The 19,436-nt window shown below is 38.1% G+C and carries 16 protein-coding genes and 2 pseudogenes; 8 read left to right on the forward strand and 10 right to left on the reverse strand.

The genetic code is table 11. From position 1 onward, the window contains the following. Positions 1-211: 211 nt before the first annotated feature. The gene (gene rimM / locus ACFIL2_RS04440; RefSeq protein WP_375639818.1) at positions 212-769 is read right to left on the reverse strand and encodes a ribosome maturation factor RimM; all 558 of its coding nucleotides are present in this window, start codon (positions 767-769) and stop codon (positions 212-214) included. A gap of 131 nt (positions 770-900) precedes the next feature. On the opposite strand from rimM, the gene ACFIL2_RS04445 reads away from it, so the two are divergent. Together ACFIL2_RS04445 and ACFIL2_RS04450 are read left to right on the forward strand one after the other, a co-directional pair. Continuing rightward, a complete protein-coding gene (locus ACFIL2_RS04445) occupies positions 901-1,722 on the forward strand; it encodes a SapC family protein (RefSeq protein WP_375634358.1) in 822 nt (273 codons plus the stop codon). Between the two features lie 3 nt (positions 1,723-1,725). Beyond that, positions 1,726-2,694 carry a tyrosine recombinase XerC gene (locus tag ACFIL2_RS04450; RefSeq protein ID WP_375662045.1) on the forward strand — a complete coding sequence of 323 codons (969 nt, stop codon included), beginning with the start codon at positions 1,726-1,728 and terminating at the stop codon, positions 2,692-2,694. An 18-nt stretch (positions 2,695-2,712) separates the two neighbouring features. On the opposite strand, the gene ACFIL2_RS04455 is transcribed toward ACFIL2_RS04450, so the two are convergent. Beyond that, positions 2,713-2,985, reverse strand: a complete 273-nt coding sequence (locus tag ACFIL2_RS04455; protein WP_375612716.1) for a BolA family protein — start codon at positions 2,983-2,985, stop codon at positions 2,713-2,715. A gap of 124 nt (positions 2,986-3,109) precedes the next feature. On the opposite strand from ACFIL2_RS04455, the gene ACFIL2_RS04460 reads away from it, so the two are divergent. The 3 genes from ACFIL2_RS04460 to cobT all read left to right on the forward strand — a co-directional run bounded on the left by ACFIL2_RS04460 (position 3,110) and on the right by cobT (position 6,822). Beyond that, the gene (locus ACFIL2_RS04460) at positions 3,110-3,730 is read left to right on the forward strand and encodes a J domain-containing protein (RefSeq protein WP_375606021.1); all 621 of its coding nucleotides are present in this window, start codon (positions 3,110-3,112) and stop codon (positions 3,728-3,730) included. 201 nt (positions 3,731-3,931) lie between these two features. Further along, positions 3,932-4,912, forward strand: a complete 981-nt coding sequence (cobS, locus tag ACFIL2_RS04465; RefSeq protein WP_375634354.1) for a cobaltochelatase subunit CobS — start codon at positions 3,932-3,934, stop codon at positions 4,910-4,912. Between the two features lie 14 nt (positions 4,913-4,926). After that, positions 4,927-6,822, forward strand: a complete 1,896-nt coding sequence (gene cobT / locus ACFIL2_RS04470) for a cobaltochelatase subunit CobT (protein ID WP_375680493.1) — start codon at positions 4,927-4,929, stop codon at positions 6,820-6,822. A 49-nt stretch (positions 6,823-6,871) separates the two neighbouring features. Here the strand turns inward: cobT and ACFIL2_RS04475 are convergent. From ACFIL2_RS04475 to rpmB, 5 genes and pseudogenes are all read right to left on the reverse strand, one after another. Next, a pseudogene (locus ACFIL2_RS04475) lies at positions 6,872-7,566 on the reverse strand (HaeIII family restriction endonuclease). Further along, positions 7,491-7,766, reverse strand: a complete 276-nt coding sequence (locus tag ACFIL2_RS04480; RefSeq protein ID WP_375633585.1) for a hypothetical protein — start codon at positions 7,764-7,766, stop codon at positions 7,491-7,493. The pseudogene ACFIL2_RS04475 and the gene ACFIL2_RS04480 overlap by 76 nt, the downstream one beginning before the upstream one ends. 8 nt (positions 7,767-7,774) lie before the next feature. Next, positions 7,775-8,625 (reverse strand): annotated as a pseudogene (locus tag ACFIL2_RS04485) (DNA adenine methylase). 556 nt (positions 8,626-9,181) lie between these two features. Continuing rightward, positions 9,182-9,865, reverse strand: a complete 684-nt coding sequence (locus tag ACFIL2_RS04490) for a VUT family protein (RefSeq protein ID WP_375618314.1) — start codon at positions 9,863-9,865, stop codon at positions 9,182-9,184. Positions 9,866-9,942: 77 nt separating this feature from the next. After that, on the reverse strand, positions 9,943-10,260 hold the full coding sequence (gene rpmB / locus ACFIL2_RS04495; RefSeq protein ID WP_375622115.1) for a 50S ribosomal protein L28: 318 nt from the start codon (positions 10,258-10,260) through the stop codon (positions 9,943-9,945). 296 nt (positions 10,261-10,556) lie between these two features. Here rpmB and ACFIL2_RS04500 point away from each other — a divergent pair, with 296 nt between their 5' ends. The 3 genes from ACFIL2_RS04500 to ACFIL2_RS04510 all read left to right on the forward strand — a co-directional run bounded on the left by ACFIL2_RS04500 (position 10,557) and on the right by ACFIL2_RS04510 (position 14,169). Next, positions 10,557-11,339, forward strand: a complete 783-nt coding sequence (locus tag ACFIL2_RS04500) for an SURF1 family protein (RefSeq protein ID WP_375618316.1) — start codon at positions 10,557-10,559, stop codon at positions 11,337-11,339. Between the two features lie 711 nt (positions 11,340-12,050). Next, positions 12,051-13,670, forward strand: coding sequence for a bifunctional phosphoribosylaminoimidazolecarboxamide formyltransferase/IMP cyclohydrolase (purH, locus tag ACFIL2_RS04505; protein ID WP_375654855.1), 1,620 nt, complete (start codon positions 12,051-12,053; stop codon positions 13,668-13,670). A 346-nt stretch (positions 13,671-14,016) separates the two neighbouring features. Further along, on the forward strand, positions 14,017-14,169 hold the full coding sequence (locus tag ACFIL2_RS04510) for a DUF1127 domain-containing protein (protein WP_273790070.1): 153 nt from the start codon (positions 14,017-14,019) through the stop codon (positions 14,167-14,169). Positions 14,170-15,088: 919 nt separating this feature from the next. Here the strand turns inward: ACFIL2_RS04510 and ACFIL2_RS04515 are convergent. The 3 genes from ACFIL2_RS04515 to htpX form a co-directional block, all read right to left on the reverse strand. Beyond that, positions 15,089-16,834 carry a heparinase II/III family protein gene (locus tag ACFIL2_RS04515; RefSeq protein ID WP_375634345.1) on the reverse strand — a complete coding sequence of 582 codons (1,746 nt, stop codon included), beginning with the start codon at positions 16,832-16,834 and terminating at the stop codon, positions 15,089-15,091. Between the two features lie 64 nt (positions 16,835-16,898). Beyond that, the gene (locus ACFIL2_RS04520) at positions 16,899-18,263 is read right to left on the reverse strand and encodes an RsmB/NOP family class I SAM-dependent RNA methyltransferase (protein WP_375634343.1); all 1,365 of its coding nucleotides are present in this window, start codon (positions 18,261-18,263) and stop codon (positions 16,899-16,901) included. Between the two features lie 47 nt (positions 18,264-18,310). Then, positions 18,311-19,357, reverse strand: a complete 1,047-nt coding sequence (gene htpX / locus ACFIL2_RS04525; protein WP_375676950.1) for a zinc metalloprotease HtpX — start codon at positions 19,355-19,357, stop codon at positions 18,311-18,313. Positions 19,358-19,436 lie beyond the last annotated feature (79 nt).

A 19,436-nucleotide genomic window follows, 5' to 3' on the forward strand; every position in this document is an offset into this window, starting at 1 on the left:
AGCGTTAATTTGAGTCTCCTTGATCTGCGCCATATTCAATACGATCCTTCTAAATACTTGCACTAAAAAAGACTCTAAAAATTCAGGACTATTTCGAGATAAAGTGCTTACAATATCTGCTCAAAAGAGCATTTTTAATATTTTCACACATTCCACTTTGTTATTGACGAAATTCATCTGTTGTTTTTTACCTTCATCTTTATTTTTAGATTCAAGCTATTTCCTTTTTATCATTGTCTCCCCCATCAATTAAACCAGCGGCCATGGAATCAACAACAAGAAAACCAGAATCCATACAAATTTCTGGTACCGCCGCCTTACTAAAGGGAATAAGAACTCTTTTACCTGTATTCAAACGTATTTCAAGCAAATCACCAGCCCCGAAATTAAAAAAACCACACACTTCACCTAAGATTTTTCCCCCACAATCTTGGACACACAAGCCTATTAAATCGACTTGATAAAACTCATCCTCCATCAAATCATCAATTAATTGATCGCGCGCCACATAAAGGCGAATACCTTTTAAAGACTCAGCCGCATTACGATTTTCTACCCCTTTAAAACGTACAATCGCCTTATTTTTTTGTATGCGAAGAGTTACAATTTCATAAGAACGCCCCATATCATCATAAAGAGTGCTGTAAAACTTGAAACGCTGTGGCTCAGCACTTAGAATTTTAACAAAAACATCTCCTTTTATACCATGAGGCATACCAATAATGGCAAGATAGACTTTATTTTTAAGCTTTTCTTTATTATACTTCATGCAAAAATATTATCTCTCAAAAATGAACCCTTCAATCTTATAGTTTTCTATTCAATCTTGTTGCCATATGAGACAATCTTCTAAAAGACCTTTCTTGGTAACAAAAACAAATTAATAAAGGAGAAAGTCTTATGGCAAATATTATGCTATTTTACAAAGATATCACACCAATCAACAAAATTTCCCATAAAAATCTAAAATTTGCTCCTCCAAGTGATATGTCTTTTGCCAAGGATACTCATTGGGTTCCTTTAGCAAGTACTGAATATTTTCAAGCAGCACTAGACTATCCTATTTTATTTATGTGCGCCGAAGATGAACAAAAAAAACGGCACTACACATCCGCAGCTCTTGTCGGTCTTTCTAATGACGAAAATGACTATATCGCTTCTGATAAAAGTTGGAAAAACAATACTTATGTTCCTGCTTTTGTCCGTCGCTATCCTTTTGTTTTGGCACAAATTAGCAATGAAAAAGAACTTTCTGTCTGCTTTGATCAACAGTCCGGTATGTTTAATGAAGTTGCAGGAACAGAACTTTTTAATTCCGATGGCTCTATTTCTCCTTTTATGGAAGAACGTATTCGCTTTCTTGAAAGTTTTAAAATCGCTATGGAGAAAACCTCTGAGTTTATTGATGTTCTTGTAGAAATGGATCTTCTAAGCCAAAAATCCATCAATGTGAAAAACGATAAAGGTCTCTCAGCGCAATTGGAACATTTTTGGGTTGTTGATGAAGAAAAATTGAATAAATTATCAGCAAGTCAACTTGCCAAACTTCATAAAAATGGCTTTTTAGGATTAATTTTTGCGCATTTGATGTCAACACACAATCTTGTGAAAATACTCTCTCTCAAAGGTGAAAAGCAACTTATCAATCGTGAAGAGCAACCCCAAAACAAGAATGGTCATTCTAACGATGAAAAATCTAAAAAGAAAGAAACTCTCAACTAGATAATGCCCATCAAAAACGACAAGAGAAAAGATGAAAATATTCCTCTCATTCCAGCAGACCATGCACTTTTAAACGCAAGGAAAAATTGGTTAGAGTGTCTTACCCAAACACGTCGTATGTCAGCACAAACAGTGCAAGCCTATGAACGTGATACGCGGCAATTTTTGTCTTTTCTCTGTCAACACTTAAATCATACACCAACCCTTACAGATCTTGCTCATTTACGCATCAGTGACTTGCGTGCTTATCTTGCTTATCGGCGTACAAACAATGTAAGTGCTCGTTCTTTAAGCCGCGGAGTAGCAGGCATCCGTTCTTTTTTCAAGTACCTATCACGTGAAGGAATCGTCAATGTTCCGGCGGCTCAGCTTATCCGAAGCCCCAAACACCCAAGATCGCTCCCAAAACCTTTAGCGATCAAATCAGCACTTCACATAGTCAAACAAGAAAACCAGCTAGAAAATGAACCTTGGATTAGCGCTCGTAATGCGGCTGTCCTCATGCTTCTCTATGGCTGTGGAATGCGAATATCAGAAGCCTTAAGCCTCACACCAGAACAATTTTCTGATCCTAAAAAAACAAGTTTATTTATAACAGGAAAAGGCGGCAAAACACGCCTTGTTCCTCTCATCAAAATTGTTTACGAAGCTGTACAAAATTATCTCAAATGTTGCCCATATCCTTTAGTGGATAACCAACCCATATTTCGCGGGGCACGAGGCGGTCCCCTACAGCCCGCCATTATTCAGAAAACTGTACGCAACTTACGAGCAAGCCTTGGTTTACCAGAAACTGCAACGCCTCATACACTGCGCCATTCTTTTGCCACCCATCTTTTATCACGGGGGGGAGATTTGCGCACGATTCAAGAACTTCTTGGGCACGCTAGTCTTTCCACCACACAAATCTATACCCACGTCGATACAGACCATTTGTTAAAAATCTATCAAAAGGCCCATCCCCGTTCCTAAAAACGTCTCATCAAAAAATTAGAGTGTTTCAACCTCAAGTGCCAAAGCATGAACACAAGTAGCTAACTCTTCTTGTAAAACTTTATAAATCGCTCGATGTATTTCTACGCGTGTCATATTAGAAAAAGAAGAAGATAAAATTTTCACTCGAAAATGTGTTTCTCCTTTACCATCAAAAGCATGTTCATTATGAGGATGCCCCTCATGAAGATGACTTTCGTTAATCACTTCAAGCTTTTGCGGATGAAAAGCATCCTGAAGCTTTCTCTGAATTATTGTTTCTATAAACATTTTTCATTCCTCAAACAAAATGAACGTGCAAAAATACACCTTTTTCATAATAGAATAAGTGTGAAAACAAATTTTTCAAAAGTCAATTCTTGTAAAATTAATCAATTTTGCATAAACCAATAATATGACAATAACATCTAAATTATTCGATTCAATTCGCATAAGCTCAAATAAAAAACAAAAAGCTGAGCCAGAAGCACAACAGTGTCAGTGGGAAGGTTGTGAAAAAACAGGGTCCCATAAAGCACCAGCAGGTCGAAATCACGAAGGACAATATTTATATTTTTGTATTGAACACGTACGCGCCTATAATAAAAATTTTAATTACTTCTCTGGTCTTAGCAATAAAGATATCGCAAAATTTCAAAAGGATGCTCTCACAGGACATCGTCCGACATGGCCTACAGATCTGAGCAATGGTACATCGAAAAAAACAGCCGCGAATTATGCAAAGATTCGCTCTGGCACAGCTGCCTATCAAAATCGCATGCGCGATCCCTTCACGCTTTTTACTGGGCAGCATTCAAGCAATAAGTTCTCACGAAAATTAAAGCCCTTAGAAGCAAAAGCTTTTGATACACTGGGACTACAGGCAAACGCTTCAGCAGAAGACATCAAAATGAAATATAAAGAGTTGGTAAAAAAGCACCATCCTGATTCCAATGGTGGTAATCGTGCTTCAGAAGAGCGCTTTCGTGATGTTTTACATGCTTACAATTTGCTAAAAAAGTCTGGTTTGTGCTGAAAACATGCGCTTATATGAGTCTATTTTCATTTAGACCATCATTATTTGCGCAAAATGTTACTTTTTTGCAAAACATTATAGAATACGTAAAAAAATCTTTCTTCAATATCTAAGGCTCTCATTATAGAGCATTGCATAAATACTTTAACTCTTGTATCGTTTCTAATGAATAAATAGCGTCCTCTCCCTTTCAGAAACATAATGACAAATCTTACCGTTGAAAATTTGCCCGATATTACACTTTGTGCTCGCGATCTATTTCATATTGAAACAGATCTGAAAGTCCCTGCTTTTAGCACAAAAAGTCCCCATGTTCCTGATATCGATCCTGATTATCTTTTTGATCAGCAAACAACTTTAGCGATTCTCGCAGGTTTTGCCTTTAACCGCCGTGTAATGGTTTCTGGCTATCACGGTACAGGGAAATCAACGCATATTGAACAAGTTGCTGCACGTCTTAACTGGCCTTGTCTTCGCATTAATCTTGATAGTCATGTAAGTCGTATCGATCTTGTAGGAAAAGATGCTATCGTTTTAAAAGATGGCTTACAAATCACTGAATTTAAAGAGGGCATTTTGCCATGGGCTTATCAAAATAATATTGCTCTTGTTTTCGACGAATATGATGCAGGGCGTCCCGATGTTATGTTTGTTATCCAACGCGTTCTTGAAACCTCTGGAAAACTAAGCTTACTTGATCAAAGCCGTGTCATCTCTCCCCATCCAGCATTTCGTCTTTTTGCAACGGCAAACACCATTGGTCTTGGTGATACAACCGGTCTCTATCATGGTACCCAACAGATCAATCAAGCTCAAATGGACCGCTGGTCTATTGTTACGATACTCAATTATTTACCCCATGATAAAGAGGTTAATATCATTTGTTCAAAGGTCAAATCTTTTCAAACGGCTGAGGGAAAAAAGACAATTTCACAAATGGTTCATGTTGCTGATATGGTACGCCAATCTTTTATCAATGGAGATCTTTCAACTGTCATGAGTCCACGTACCGTCATTACTTGGGCAGAAAATACAACAATTTTTCAAGATGTCGGCTTTGCCTTCCGATTAACCTTTCTCAATAAATGTGATGAACTCGAACGTGCCACTGTTGCAGAATTTTATCAACGCGCCTTTGGACAAGAGCTTCCCGAATCACTCATTCATGGTGTTTCGCCTTAAGGAATCTGTCACTCATGGCTACCGATATTGGCGACAACAAAAATCTGGCAAAGGACTCTTCCAACAACACTCTTAATGCTGAAGCTTTTAAAAAAGCACTTTCCACCTGTATGCGTGCAATTGCAGGCACAAACAACCTTGAAGTTTCCTTTAGTCATAACCGACCATCTTTAAGCGAAAGTTGCGCGCGTTTACCAGAATTACCTCAATACGCAACGAATAAAGACATCACCATTACCCGCGGACTAGGTGATTCCATGGCTCTGCGCAAAGCATGGCATGACAACCGCATTCACATGCAATTTTCTCCACCAGAATCAGAAGCACGTGCTATCTTTGATGCCCTCGAACAAACACGTGTTGAAGCAATTGGCACTTTAGCCATGGAGGGACTTGCAAAAAATCTTGATATCATGCTCGCCGATAAATACAAAAGAGCCCATTATCATAAGATTAGAAACCAAAGTGAAGCCCCCATCCAAGAAGCGATTGCACTTTTATTGCGTGAAAAAATAACAAAGCGCACAGCTCCAAAAGAATCAGGTCCTGTCTTAGAATTGTGGCGTCAAGAACTCGAACAAAAAGCAGCAGCAGAACTCAATGAACTCCCACATCATATTTACAACCAACAAGCTTTTGCACAGATTGTTCGCCAAATGCTTGTTACACTCAAAATGACAGTGCAACAAGCTGAAGCTTCTAACAGTGAAAACAATAAAAAATTAAAAAATGCGTGTGAACCTCAAGACCAAAGAGAAGAAGAGAGTAAAAACAAAAAACACGCTCAAAGTGAAGAACAAACCAGCACTGAACAAGAAAGTGATGTGCAAGATGATGGAAAAACACAAGCGACACAATCAAACAACAATGATCAAGCTGACGGCGAGCAAAAAAATGGACCTTGGCAAGAAAAGCCGAGCAAACCCAAACACCTTTTTTCTGATTCGGAACAAATGCAAAGACTTGGCAATTATAAAATCTTCACCCGTCAATTTGATGAAATTTTGGAAGCAACAGATTTTTGTTCTGAAAACGAGTTAGATCACTTACGCCGTTATCTTGATAAGCAAATCAATCATCTGCAAAACATCGTTGGACGTTTAGCAAACCGTCTCCAGCGCCGCTTGATGGCGCAACAAAATCGCAACTGGAACTTTGACCTTGAAGAAGGATATCTTGATACAACACGGCTTCCACGTCTAATTATTGACCCCATGCAACCCCTTTCTTTTAAAATGGAAAGCAACACCCAATTTCGGGACACAGTTGTTTCACTCCTCATTGATAATTCTGGCTCAATGCGTGGACGCCCCATTAGCGTTGCTGCAAGTTGTGCTGATATTTTGGCACAAACTCTTGAACGTTGTGGTGTCAAAGTTGAAATTTTAGGTTTTACCACCAAAACTTGGAAAGGGGGCAAATCGCGCGAACAATGGCTTACCCAAAACAAACTCCATAATCCTGGACGCCTCAATGATTTATGCCATATCATCTATAAAAGTGCTGATACCCCATGGCGTCGCGCACAACGCAATTTAGGTTTGATGATGCAAGAAGGATTATTAAAAGAAAATATCGACGGAGAAGCTTTGATTTGGGCTCATCAACGCCTTTTATCACGGCGTGAACAACGTCGCATCCTCATGGTCATTTCTGATGGTGCTCCTGTTGACGATTCGACACTATCGGTCAACTCCAGCAATTATTTAGAAAAACACTTACGCGCAGTGATTCAAGAAATCCAAACACACTCCCCTATCGAACTCATTGCCATTGGAATTGGTCATGACGTCACACGTTATTATCAACGTGCTGTAACAATTATGAATGCTGAAGAACTCGCCGACGCCATAACAAAACAATTAGAAATACTTTTTAGTGATAAAAGAACTCATATTCATAAGAAATAAACCTGCCTTGAATCAGCAACGATTACATTTTAAAAAATTATCTCTATCATTAAACCATCGGAATTTGATGACTAACAACCTGAGAAGATAATCCCACAAATTGAATATCGAACTTTAAGGAAGCTTCTACTTTACTGGATGCATTATGAATCCTAAAAGAAATGCTCCAACCATCTTCAAAATTATAATGAGTTTGTTTTTACTTTCTGGTTTTAGTGCAACGGATAAAATTTTGCTTGGAATTTTCCATTTACGACCATATCCTAGAGTGCCATTCAAATTAAAAGACTGAATAATAACCCGTTTTTGTTTAGATCTTGTATCTATCATAATCTTATAAAAATCATAAGAACCTATAACATACTGAAACAATAGCTTCACAAATTTATCTTGATAATCTAAACAAAGCCTTTGAAGTTCTTTAGAAAAAGCTTCTAGGATTGGAAGATAAACTCTGCTGTCTTTATCCTCTATATCTCTAAAGAACATCTTCTTATCTCTAAGCTCTGCTAAATAATCAAAAATAGGACTAACTTCATTGAAATAAACGCTGCTACAAGAATAACCTGTCCATTCTTTACCAAAATCTATTTTACTGGAAAGGCGAGGATGTTTGATAGCGCTATGATTATGTTTTGCAGAAATACCAATAGGATTTTCAGGAACTTTTAAAATAATATCACGGACATCTCCTTTGATCCCAACAAAATCTTCCTGAAGAACAATAGTTTTCGTGTTTCTAATATTTTTATCATGTAACTGTAAAAAATGGCTGCTTCAATAGAAGCAAGATTTAAAAGCCTTTTTTCAGTATCATTAAATAAATTATAAAAAGACTCCGCTATTTGAAAAGACGAATTAAACTCTATAGAAGCCTTTGTTGCTTTTTTAAAACCCATAGCCAAAGCATATTCAAAGGCTTTTCCATTTTCTACCTGATTCATGCAATTTCCTAAAGATCCTTACTCAAAATTACGAGTTCATTTGATTTTTTATTGTTTCCCATACCGTAAGTCCATTCAGGATTAAGTATTGTATGTCCTTTATAAAGTTCTCTAACTTCCACACAATCATTATAAGATAAAACCCATCCTTGACGCTTTCTCAAAAGTTCAGCAAGAGCTTGATGATCAAAAGAATTATGTTTATCGCCTTTGTGACCGTAAAGTTTTTGATTAATAAGGTACGGAGGATCACAATAAAGAAAATCGTTAGAGTGTTTAGGAATACTTTCTGTAAAATCTCTGTGTTCCACTATGAAGTTTTCAATCTTAAAATCTTTAAGCCGTTCAATAGAACGATAATTGAATCGGGGGTGTCCTGGAGACATACCACCAGAAAGTGTCGTTCCGGAAAAAGAAGAACGATTAAGAACAAAAAAACGGCAGCAATCTCTAATTGATTTTTAATATTCCCAAAAGTTTTTTGGAGATTATAAAACATTACAGGAGTCATATCTTCATATTCTCTCACTTTTTCTGCAAGAGCTGAAGCATCTTTCAAAAGCATCTGCCAAAAAATAACAAGCGGCTTAAAAGCATCATAAGCATAAACCCTTGTTCCTCTTTTTGCTAAGGTTAATTCAATTGAACCGCCTCCTACAAAAGGAGAACATAAAGTTTTCTGTTTCCTTATATAGTTATTAATAATCATAGGAACAGCACGACTTTTCCCTCCCGGATAACGAAGAGGTGATTTTACAATAGGCAACTCCCTAGTCTCTCTCTGTTTTTTCAAGGAAGTTAATACAAAATTATCAAATAAAGCCTCTGTATGATCTGTTTGATTTATCATTTTATTCATACTATCAGCTCCAAGTATCGCATTTCTAACCTACAATTACCTAAAATAAACACTCGAAGCGTTTGCCAAATTCTACAGAGATCGCATTATAACAAATTGTAAATTCATTAACATATCTGCACAAACATTTGTTACTAAAATAATGATAAATATCAGTATAACCAAATTTTAAAACTGTCAAAAAAGACTTGATACCATTGGTATTTATTTTTCTATTTATATACTACCCAAATGTATATCGAAATGTTTTTTCCTTTATAAGAACCAAGTTTCTTATAGCTCAAATAATCATAAGTAAGACATCACAACTCTTAACAAAACATTTTTGATCCTTTATAAAAGCTTTATTATCTGTTTTTAATGCTGATAAGATGCTCTTATCCCATACTGAATCAGTCAAAACCATTTCCTTACACATCGTAAGCATAGATGATGTATGGATAAATACAACTTGAGAAAAGAATCAAAATATCTCTTATAAATCCGCTTAAATTCTGCCCTTAGAGGACATAACTCCCCTCCCCTCTTCTTTAGCAAAACAAAAGAACAAAGACCATTATTTGTTACAAACAAAAGAAGAATCATCCTTTGAAGGACTTTGATAAAGAGGAAGCTTTACAATATTAAGAATTGTTCCATAAGGAATCAACATAAACAGGCTCATAATAATTTTTACCGAAAAATCACCAAAAGCAAGCGATAACCAAACTGGCATGCCTATCCCTCCCAAAACAGTACTCTCCACTAGTGAACTATCAGCATAGCCTGTTATCTTATCAAGAACAGCAAACGAGCTAGAAAAAGCAAGAGCAAAAAACAGCACTGTATCCAAAGCTGAACCAACCAACGCTGCTGCTAAAGGTGCTTTCCACCATGTTTTACGTCGCAAAGGAGTAAAAACAACAATATCAAGGAGTTGCCCAAATAAAAATGCAAAACTAGAAGCAAGTGCAAGCCGTGGTGTCGCCAATATCCAAGAAACAAAGACACCCGTAAAAAAACCAGCATAAACCACACGCCGCGCAGCAGATGGACCATAAAAACGATTGGTCAAATCATTGATTAGAAAAGCAAATGGATAGGTAAAAGCCCCATAAGTCAACAGCTCATTCAAATCAAACCAATAGACAGGATATTGAACTAAAATATTAGAAGCCGTGACAGCAAGGCACATTGCAAAAATAGAAAAAACAACATACCTTTTCTTTTGCTGTTCTAATAAAGGACCGCTTGAAGACATTTTTTTTAACCTGGGATATGGAACCAATAAAACAGAGCGATCAAAAAGAAAAAAGCCAAAAACAATAACGCTGAAAATTACGCTGCTTGTTCAGCCTTCTGCTCACCTTCTTGCTCAGCTTTTTTCTTAACGATTTGGCGTTTTAACAAACGCGCACGTTGTGACAACTCTTTATCGTCTGCTTTAATCAAAAAACCATCAAGACCACCGCGGTGCTCAACAGAACGCAATGCACTTGCTGAAATACGCAAGCGATAACTTTGCTGTAACACCTCTGAAATCAATGTCACATTGCAAAGATTTGGTAAAAAACGACGCCGAGTCTTATTATTCGCATGGCTAACATTATTACCATACAGAACCGTCTTCCCTGTCAATTCACATGCACGAGACATAAACTTCACCCTTAAACTCTAAGAAACTTTCAAATCCCCATACCCAAAGGACACAATGAACGCAAAACACGCGCAATGCAACCTTGAACGGGCATCATTGGGAAGTTTCTTTCTAATAGGGGGTCGACAACAAAAGGTCAAGTCTTTTATAAAACCTTTTTCATTTCTTGTTGGCTCATTTTTCATCTTTTTCCTCAATAAGGCGTGCAAATTCCACCAAAACGCGTACAAAATGTTTTTTTTAATATATACCATGTTAGAATAAAACCCTATTGTCCCGAAAGGAAGCACAAATCATGAGCAAAAAAGAGCCCCCCATGACAAAGCTTCAGGGAAATTCTTGCCGTTTTTCTTCTTTTTTATTTGGAACTTTATGTATTTGTTTTTTTCTTCTCTTCAGTGCATTAGGTATATGGCAAGTACAACGGTTAAACTGGAAAACAAATCTTATCACCAGTACCAATCAGCGCATTCATTTGCCCCCCATAAAAGCCCCTCCAAAAAATCAATGGTCAGATGTTACTTTTGAAAAATATGAATATCAACCTGTTATTATCACAGGAAAATTTTTAACAGATAAAAATATTTTAGTCACTGCTGCCGCTCAAAATACTACAGGCTATTGGGTTTTGACTCCTTTAAAAACTGCTGATAATACACTGATCTTTATCAACCGTGGCTTTATCCCCATGGATGAACGTAACAATTTTCAAAACTCAGAGCAATCGCATACAAATGCCTCATCTCAGCAAAATTCTACCACGGACACAGAACAAACAACGATTATAGGTTTATTACGCATGAGTGAAAAAAATGGATTTTTCCCGCGTAAAAATAATCCTGACAAAAATTTATGGTATACGCGCGATCTCCCGGCTATGGCACAAAAACTTGGTTTGTCCACTGTTGCTCCTTATTTCATTGATGCCAGAAAAACATCTCCACAAGCAAAACTTCCCGTCGTTGGTCTTACGATTATTCATTTTCGAAATAATCACCTCGTTTATGCAATCACGTGGTTTATTTTAGCTGCTGGTGTGTTAGGAGCTTTTCTTTTTCTGCTACGGCAAAAAAACTAAAAAAAATACCTCTTCCATCTCAAGTAACAAAAATTTTTAGAATCTTGAAAACTGATAAAGAGAATAAAAGCTACCAACTTGCGCCTTTGTTAAATTAAAGATCATAGGCATACAATGAACTTTATACCATCCACAAAAGATTTACGCGACACTCTTCAAAAAAACATCATAAAATAAGGGTTGATTCATTAAAAATGTAATGCACAAAAATTTAAGGCAATGCATTATCTCCACTCTTAAAAAAATTCATTCTAAAAAAACATTGTCATAAACGCTTTTAAAAAATATAAAGCCAAATTTTAAAATAATAGGAAAGAAGAGCACTCATTATAATTTTATATTCTTGCTTCATTATATTGTTTCCCATTTCAGAGATTACTCCAATTGATATACGCAATACTTTCGCCTTCATCTAATATAAAAGCTAATATAGCAGAGAACATACGGATACATTTTTTGTTTCACAACTGCTATGAAGATGAGATATTGAGTTATAAGCAACAAAAAAATATTTAATGTCTCAATGAGACTTTTATACCTATCACCACACCTCAAATGAGAGGTTTTTACAGGATAATAGAAAAAGGTGAATCATCCTATATTCTAAAAAGACAGTTTATCCTTTCAGTGTATTTTGCTAAAGGCTTATGCTATAAACGTATAAGCGTGTTTTACTAGAATTTTAACTCTTTCATTTTTAAGGCTTCTGTTATGGGTGTTGTTGCCAAAAATTTTCCCATACCTGATCTTCATCGGGTTCATCGTGTTCTCTTTTCTGTGTCTGATAAAACGGGTGTGGTTGCTTTTGCACAAGCTCTTCATGCTACTTACAATGTTGAATTAATTTCAACAGGAGGAACAGCCAAAACCCTCATAGCGGCTGGTTTACCCGTAAAAGATGTTGCTGAAGTTACCGGATTTCCTGAAATAATGGATGGGCGTGTAAAAACACTCCATCCTTTGATTCATGGTGCTTTGTTAGGGGTAAGAGAAGATCCTAACCATAGGGAAGCTATGGAAAAGAACAGCATTCATGGAATTGATCTTTTGGTGGTGAATCTTTACCCTTTTGAAGAGACGATCCTTTCGGGAGCTGATGGGCAAACGATTCTTGAAAATATTGATATCGGTGGACCGGCGATGATTCGCGCCGCGGCAAAAAATTATGCTTATACCGGTGTTGTAACAGCGATAAAAGATTATGATTCGATTCTAGCTGAATTAAAGCAGCATAATGGATGTTTAAGCTTATCTATGCGTCATCAGCTAGCAATGCGCGCTTATGCACACACCGCTGCTTATGATACGGCAATAGCATCATGGTTTGCACGGGATTTAGAAATTGAAACTCCATCGTGGCAGAGTTTTTCTGGTCATCTTGAAAACGTTATGCGCTATGGAGAAAATCCACATCAACAGGCAGCATTTTATCGCAATAATGAAAAACGTTTTGGTATTGCAACAGCAAAACTTTTACAAGGCAAAGCGCTTTCTTATAACAATCTGAATGATACAGATGCAGCCTTTGAACTCGTGGCAGAATTTGATCCGCAAAAAACCGCTGCTGTCGCTCTTATTAAACATGCCAATCCTTGTGGTGTTGCGGAAGGAGAAAATTTGAAAGAAGCTTATTTGAAAGCTTTTATGTGTGATAATGTATCGGCATTTGGTGGAATTGTTGCTTTAAATCAAATCCTTGATGAGGAATGTGCTGAAGAGATTGTTAAAATTTTCACAGAAGTGATTATTGCTCCTGATGCCACAATGGCGGCACGTGAAATTATTGCCAAGAAAAAAAATCTTCGTTTGCTCATTACAGGTGGAGTTCCTGATCCACGCTGTGGAGGACTTCTTGCGAAAACACTTGCAGGAGGTATTTTAGTGCAATCACGTGATAACGTGGTAGTCGATGATCTTAAATTGCAAGTAGTGACAAAGCGGGCACCAACTCAAGATGAAATGCGTGATCTTCAATTTGCTTTTCGTGTAGCAAAGCACGTTAAATCAAATGCTATTGTGTACGCGAAAAATAGCGCAACAGTTGGAATTGGAGCCGGACAAATGAGCCGCATCGATTCAGCCAAAATTGCTGCAAGTAAAGCAGCAGAAAGTGCGCAAAGAGCAGGCTTAATAGAAACTCTCACAAAAGGATCTGTTGTTGCATCAGATGCATTTTTTCCTTTTGCAGATGGTTTATTAGCAGCAGCTGAAGCAGGAGCAACAGCAGTTATTCAACCAGGAGGCTCCATGCGTGATGAAGAAGTTATCGCCGCTGCTGATGCACAGGGGTTAGCGATGGTTTTTACAGGAACACGTCACTTCCGCCATTAATAATTTTGCTGCTTTTCTTTTCGTATGAGACAAATGTTTCAAGGAATTTTTCATAATTATCGTATGACTATTGATAACTGTTGAAATGGAAGCAGTTATTCAATCCAAAGAATCTACACGTGAAGAAGTTTATCACCGCAGAAAATGCACATAATTTAGCCATTGATTAGGGATAAGATGTTCTTGTTGATATTTTTAATGGTTACCCTTTCGCATGAGGAAAATGTTAAAGGGATATTATCTTGTATGTAGATGCATACCTGCTATGATATTATAACACAACTCTTTTTAGTAATATACTCTATTCTTAAACTAAAGAGTGTAATGAAAAGTTTGAGTAGAGGATATGAATATTCTACGTTTTTATAGTAATTGGCGCCGTTATCGTCGAACCGTTAATGCGTTAAGTCGTCTTTCAACATATGAACTCAGCGATCTTGGAATTTGTCGAGGTGATATTGATTCAATTGCACGACGTTATTCGCGTAAATCTTTATGAAAATTGTTTGAGATATTTGAGAGAATGCTTTGCTATAAAAAAGTGCGCATTTTGTGGTTTGTTATTATGACTTCATTTTTAGTATAATAACAAAGAGCAGAAGGGTTATTTTTCTTGGCCATTGTAATGTATTGTTTCTCGAATTTTCAATGCTTCTGTGATGTACAACATTTGATTTGTAATAATAATTTAGCGTTATTCATATTAAATTAGAACCCCGAATACCGTAAGTTTCTCTCATTTCAAATCTATGTATGTTGAATCAACCAAAACCATTCGCCTGCACGTTACAAGCGGGGGGAGCTGTATGGATAAAAGCCATTAAGAAAAGGCTAAAAATGCCTCTTATGAACCATCTCTAGTGCCAAGAACTGTTACAAACATTGGACACTGATAAATAGTGTGATAGTGCCGAACTGCTCTTTCATAAGCATAAAGATGGGGGGTGCTTAATGGATTTACCGTTATACCCATCACGGGCATCGTCGCAAAATAGGCTTGGAAGCGTTAAGGGATTTTTCTTTAAAATAAGTCCGTGAATATACAATAGCGCTCTGTTTTTCGTGAGGAGTGTAGCCCTATTAATGCAACTCTCTCAGAGAGAAATATTGATCCCAACATCACACTTAAAAACTTATCGAAGATAAGCAACTACTTAATTTTCTCTCCATATCTTTAAAGGATCAAAATCCTTAACTAGTACTCATCTGTCAACAAGGGTCTTTCAAAAACTTTTTTTCTGAAGCCAATCCCTTTAGCATCACCTCATGAGATTCTATGAGCAAACCTTGCCTAAAAACATCCAACCCATACTCCCAAAAAATGCTTCGTGTATAAAATTGATATGATCTTCAAATTTTGAGAATATTACCACAATAAACAATAATGTTTTGCGACACGCAATATAAAACGCAATATACTATGGGTTGGAACAATGTTCTAATTTTTTATCAAACGCTTTACGGATAAAACGCCAACGAACTTTTTCCTGAAATGCAGGACGAAAATATAAAACAATCTGTTGTGTCCGTTGTGGACCTGTTAATTCTGCAAAATCAATCGAATCTTCAAGACAAATATCTGCGTCAGGCGATATAAAATACCATATTTGTTCGCTCTTCACGTTCTCGTTCTTTACGGCTAAACACACACGTTTGCCATCATAGTTAACTTCAACTTGTGGATGAAGATGAAATCGAACAGCAACATAATTTTGTTCATTTTGCACACTCTTGTGTCTCTTTCTCCCTTTACTTGGCATAAAAAAGCGATCAAAACCTTCGATCGTATCTCCATTTGTCGCCAAAATAAGACCACGCTCATGAATAAGATTAAAGGGTCGCACATAACCATTATGACTCGCAATAAAACCCGTCTTCTCTGAATCATCTATACGGCACACTTGAACATCTGTTGGTCCATCAAACAAAAATGGCGCGCCATTTTTCTTTTTATGATAAAAAGAACCCACTGAACAATCATTAAGCGTAGCTGTTGAATGTGCTGCAGTAACACGCCCTAAATGTCGATAATCTTCCCTCCCATCAGGATTAACACCGGTATTGATAATAAAACGGTGCCCTTGTGAAGACATTTCAAAAGACAAACACCCCGAACAAGCCTGCTGTGCTACAGAGCGGGGTGGAAACTTTCCTGTATCTGCAAGCACTGTTGTTTGATTGGCTTTTAAGCGCTGAAATCCTGAATAACGGGCATAACTAAAAGGATGTCCTCCTGTTTCATCAAGCTCCAAAAGTGATGATAACCGTTCCGACACAAGGGGACCAACCCCATTAAAATGGGCCAACGTCTGATCCTCATGGATAAAGAATCGTAAAGCTGGCAACATACGCTCAACAGAATCAATCAAAATACGGGGTGCCGTTTCATTGCTACGCATAAAAAGATGCCGTAACGACAATAAATCCGATAACAAATTCAGCAAAATAACAGGACTACGGGAAATATGCCCACCATCAACTAGGATTTGACGGGAAAGCTCCTCTATAAGCGTCGTTTGTACCTTTTTTTTCACTGCCACAGAAACAGGCAAAGCAAGAGATGCGAATGTCAAAGCCACTGCTGCTTGTAAACGTTGATCATTGTGCTCCATACTACAAATTGTCACGCGCAAATAACGAAATTGCAAACCAAGTGCACGCAAAAAGCGTTTTTCAAACCGCTCACTTGCCCCTTCTAACAACATTTTCGAATGACAAATCCATGAAATCAAGCGCCGCGCCACAACAGGACCACTCCAAGCAAGTCCTTTTACCTTCTTGCCAGCATGGTCAAACCAATCTTCTAAAAGAGAGCGTGCATGTGCAGAAGCTAAATCACTTCCTGCTGCCTCCATATGGCGCAACCAATGAAAATCATGTAGAGCCGCTTCCCATTCTAGCGTTGGTGGAACCAATGAAAACGGCGAAACAGCACCAGAATGAACAATGTGACCAGCAAAAGCAAAACGACCATGATAAAATTCATGCGCCATCATAGAGTCTGCTACATGCAAATCCATGGGATGCGCTAAAATTTTATGAGGACGAAACCCTGAAAATCGCCAACGAAACAATGGTCCAACCCATAAACGCCGCATAACATTCTGTATCGTATCGATACAGGCTGCCACTTTTACCTGAGGAGCTTTTACCGCAACTGCCAAAATTTCATCTCCATTTATGCTGAATCAAATACAATTTCGACCATTTTTGTAAATGAAGCGTTAATTAAGCAATTTTTCGTAAGCGCGCAGCGAAAAAACCATCCATTCCTAAAAATACGGTTTTCTCAGCATCAAAATTTTTATGACAAAAATCCGCAGGCGTTGTCCGTAACACCCCCTCACAAAGCAAATGCTCCAGTGCTCCTATTTCCTCTGGACAAATAGGGTCTAAAACAATGTCATTGCGTGTCGACAAAATTTTCTCAATAAGATCTTCACCTTCTTCTCTTGCCAATGAACAATTGGAAAAAACAATCCGCCCCTCTACCTTCACCAAAGAAATTGCTGCGACAAGCAAATCATATTGCAACGCCGCTAACTTGACGATATCATCCTTCGATTTCGTCCATAAAATATCTGGATGACGACGGATTGTTCCTGTAGAAGAACAAGGAGCATCAAGAAGAACCGCATCAAAAAGCTGTGTGGGATAGAAATTTCTCACATCGCCCTGCCAAATGTGAACTGAAAAATGAAGCCGTTCCATATTTTCTTTTAAACGCTTTATGCGGTTAGCAGAAAGCTCAATTGCAGTCACCTCAGCCCCTTGCAAAGCCAATTGTGCTGTTTTTCCCCCAGGGCTCGCACAAAGATCAGAAACGCGTTTACCCTCAATACTCCCAAGTAAACAAGCAGGCAACGATGCAGCGAAATCTTGAACCCACCAAGACCCTTCACGATAGCCTGGTAAATCAGAAACAGAACACTCCAGACGATTCAATCGAACAGAACCATTGGGCAATACCACACCACCAAGCCTTTCAGCCCATCCACCACTATCAGATTTCACTGTCAAATCGAGAGGGGGTTCCACACTTTGAATTGCGATAATCTGATGTGCCTTTTCTGTTCCATAAGCTGACACTAAAAGTTGTCCAAACCACGCTGGAACACCTTCAATGGTAGGAACTTGTTGGCGTAAAGGCTCTGCCTCACGCGCAACATTGCGCAAAAGAGCATTCACTACCCCTGAAAAACGGCGCATTCGAGGATCAAGTTTCGCCACACGCACAGCTAAATCAATAGCCGCATGATCAGGAATATCAAGATAAAGAATTTGTGCAACACTGATATGCAAAAGATTCTGAAGTGAAAGTGCTTGTGAAGGCAAAGGACGCGCCAAAAAGCGTGAGAGAGCCGCCATAATCTGCCCTCGATGACGCAATGAAGCTGTTAAAATAGCCCGACATAACAAACGATCTCGTTGTGAAAGTTTTAAATATTGTGGATTTCCGTGTTCATTATCTGTCAAACCAGAAAGAGGCGTGTACTTATCAACTACCGCCCCAAAAAGACGCACACATACCTGCCGAACAGCTAATCCTGGAACATTTTTTTCAGACACATGCCCCGCTTTTTTGTGTTTCAAAACACCACCTTTATATCACAGTTTTCTCAAAAGCTCCCTCAATAACTCTATGAACGAGATCTTTTTGAATTTTCATAACGAAGCCAAGAAGGACGTTTTGTAACACGTTGAAAAGAACTGTTTTCCTGTTCACCTAATACATGAGTCTGACCACTATGAAAATCTCCATAGTTCATTCCGCTGCTTTTTTCATGTATAGCGTCTTCTTTATTCCATCCCACACTTTTGGCAAGAGCCCCTTTCATCTCTTCTGCTTGATGATAAAGAGCAGCGATACGATTTGCAGTTGCTGGATGTGTCGAAAAAAGACTATCCGCTCCCTCACCGCTCAAAGGATTAATAATAAACAGATGCGCGGTTGCTGGATTATGCTCTGCTTCTTCATTATATACCCCACGTCCCCCATCAGCAATCTTACGCAATGCCGAAGCCAACCATAAAGGATTACCACATATTTCAGCCCCTCTACGATCCGCAGCATATTCCCGTGTACGGCTAATCGCCATTTGCACCAGCATCGCTGCAAAAGGCGCCACAAGCAATGCAATAAATCCTCCAATTGCCCCTGCGCCATGAGAATCTTCTGAAGAGTTACGCTGTCCTCCCATAAAGAAAGCAAAATTACCAAGCATTGAAATTGCCCCTGCAATCGTTGCGGTTAGAGTCATTGTTAACGTATCACGATGCTCAATATGTGCGAGCTCATGCGCCATAACGCCGGCAATTTCCTCAGCGCTTAACCGCTCTAACAACCCAGTACTTGCAGCAACAGCTGCATTTTGCGGATTACGTCCCGTCGCAAAAGCATTTGGCTGTGCATTCTCAATAACATAAATTTTTGGTTGAGGAAGAGAAGCTTTTTTAGCTAAATCGCTTACAATCTTATAATAAACTGGTGCTGAATGCTGATCAACTTCACGCGCCCCGTACATGCGTAAAACGATTTTATCTGAATTCCAATAAGAAAAAAAGTTTAAACCACTTGCCATCAAAAGAGCAATGACCATGCCACCACCCCCTCCAACAAGATAACCAACTCCCATAAAAAGAGCAGTTAAAAAAGCCAAAAGCATAGCTGTACGCATTATATTCATTACTCAAAAAACTCCATGATAAAAGTCAATCAATACTATATGATGGTGTTTTCTTTCTGCTTTTTCAATGGAATAGGTG

The sequence above is a fragment of the Bartonella sp. AP30XZML genome (genome assembly GCF_042195945.1).
Classification (GTDB): domain Bacteria; phylum Pseudomonadota; class Alphaproteobacteria; order Rhizobiales; family Rhizobiaceae; genus Bartonella.